We start from the raw sequence: 1638 nt of genomic DNA, 5'->3' as shown, positions 1-1638 counted from the left end.
GGTTGATTTCCGATCTCAGCCGAACACTTTGAGCGGATAGGCCGTTCCCGCAGTTAGCTGAACGCCCCCGCGGCCCCTCCTGGGGTCCGGGGGCGCCGTTTTCCCAGTTGAAGGAACGGTGGAGATGTGTTTCGATAGGTCCGGTGGCCATGCTCCGCCCGCCGCCCGGCACCTCTTCCCAGACTCAGCCGGACGGTCGGTCCGTCTATTCCGTTTTTCCTTCTAGCCTAGGCCAGCGGGGCATCGCCCCTCTCGGCGCGCGCCCTCTCGATGAGCCCCGGCGTCAGGTCGAGATCGCCGAGCGCCACGTCCTCCACGCCGTAGGCGTCCAGCAGCGCCGCCGCGTCCTCCCCGAGCATCGCCCTGAAGGCCCTGGCGGGCGTCGAGAAGCCGAGCGCGCCGCGGGGCTCGGAGTTCACGTGCGACATGGCCAGCGCCAGGTCCGCCGGGGCGAGCCGGTCGAACCTGAGTCCGGAGCCCTTGGGCAGCAGCTTCCTTATCTCGACGTGGTTTCGCTCGCAGGCGCCCTTCTGGTCGCTGCGCCTCGGGTCGCAGTAGAACAGCCTCGTCTCGCCCGGCCCCTCGCCGACGAGGTCCGCGATCGCCCGCTCGTCGGAGAACTCCGTGCCGTTGTCGGTGAGCACGGCGCGGAAGACCCTGCCCATGCCGTCGGCGCCGAGGACCTCCCTGATATCGCCCAGGGCGGCCGCGACGCGCCCGGCGGTCTTCTCCGCCAGCGGCAGCGCGAGCTGCAGCCTGCTGGGGCGGTGCAGCAGCGTGAGCAGGCAGGCGGAGTCCTCCCGGGCGCCCTCGACGGTGTCCATCTCCCAGGCCGCGGCGCACGCGTCCTCCCCGAGGGCGAGGAACGCGGCATGCGACCTGCGGGCGGAGTGGCGCGTGGCCGCCCGGCCGGCGGCGCGCTTCCTCGGCCTGTAGCCGACCTTGCGCCTGAGCTCCATGTTGGTCATGCCGTCGTAGCCCGCCGAGACCCAGCGGTAGATCGTCGAGGGCGACAGGTCCACGGGCCCGCCGTTCCGGGCCGACAGCTGCTCGGGCGACAGGCCGCGGCGCAGGCCGTCGCGAATGTGGGCGAGCGCCTCGGCCGCGGCGGGCTCGTCGGCGTCTATCCCGCGCCTGGACGAGACGAGGACCGAGTCGGCGCACAGCTGCGCGGCCCGGGCCTCGTAGAAGATGTGGGGGCGGCGCTTGCAGCCGATCGCGCGGTACCGGCCGCAGCCGTTGCAGCATCGCGGCCACGCCGCCAGGCGCGGGCAGGCCGCCGACAGGTCGGCGGAGGCGTCCACGCGCTCGCCGCGCCTGGACTTCGGCGCCGTCACGAACCTGTGCGACGCCACCTCGGCGCTCACCGTCGAGGGCGACCTGCCCAGCTCCCTCGCGATCTCCCTGCACGAGGCCCTGCGCTCCAGCATCCTCTGGACCGTGTCCCGCTCGTGCCTCGTGAGCCTTCCGTAGGCCCTCGGGACCGCCTTCTCGGAACCCTTCTTCCTCTTTCCGGACATGCCGTCCTCCGATCTCCCGGGGCCGGCCGGTCCGGCCCTCAGGGTATCGGGTTCCCACATTCATCCGCACATGTGCGGATGAATGTGGGAGGTGTTCGGATGAAGTTGATAATCAAGG

General features: G+C 71.4%; 1 protein-coding gene. It reads right to left on the bottom strand.

The genetic code is table 11. From position 1 onward, the window contains the following. Nucleotides 1-227: 227 nt before the first annotated feature. The gene (locus tag ABHU32_RS10000; RefSeq protein WP_346979817.1) at nucleotides 228-1520 is read right to left on the bottom strand and encodes an IS30 family transposase; all 1293 of its coding nucleotides are present in this window, start codon (nucleotides 1518-1520) and stop codon (nucleotides 228-230) included. Nucleotides 1521-1638: the final 118 nt, after the last annotated feature.

Source organism: Collinsella aerofaciens (assembly GCF_039758965.1).
GTDB classification, from domain to species: domain Bacteria; phylum Actinomycetota; class Coriobacteriia; order Coriobacteriales; family Coriobacteriaceae; genus Collinsella; species Collinsella aerofaciens_BR.
Note: the sequence above shows the minus strand (reverse complement) of the source record. Positions and strands in the feature narration are given on the sequence as shown.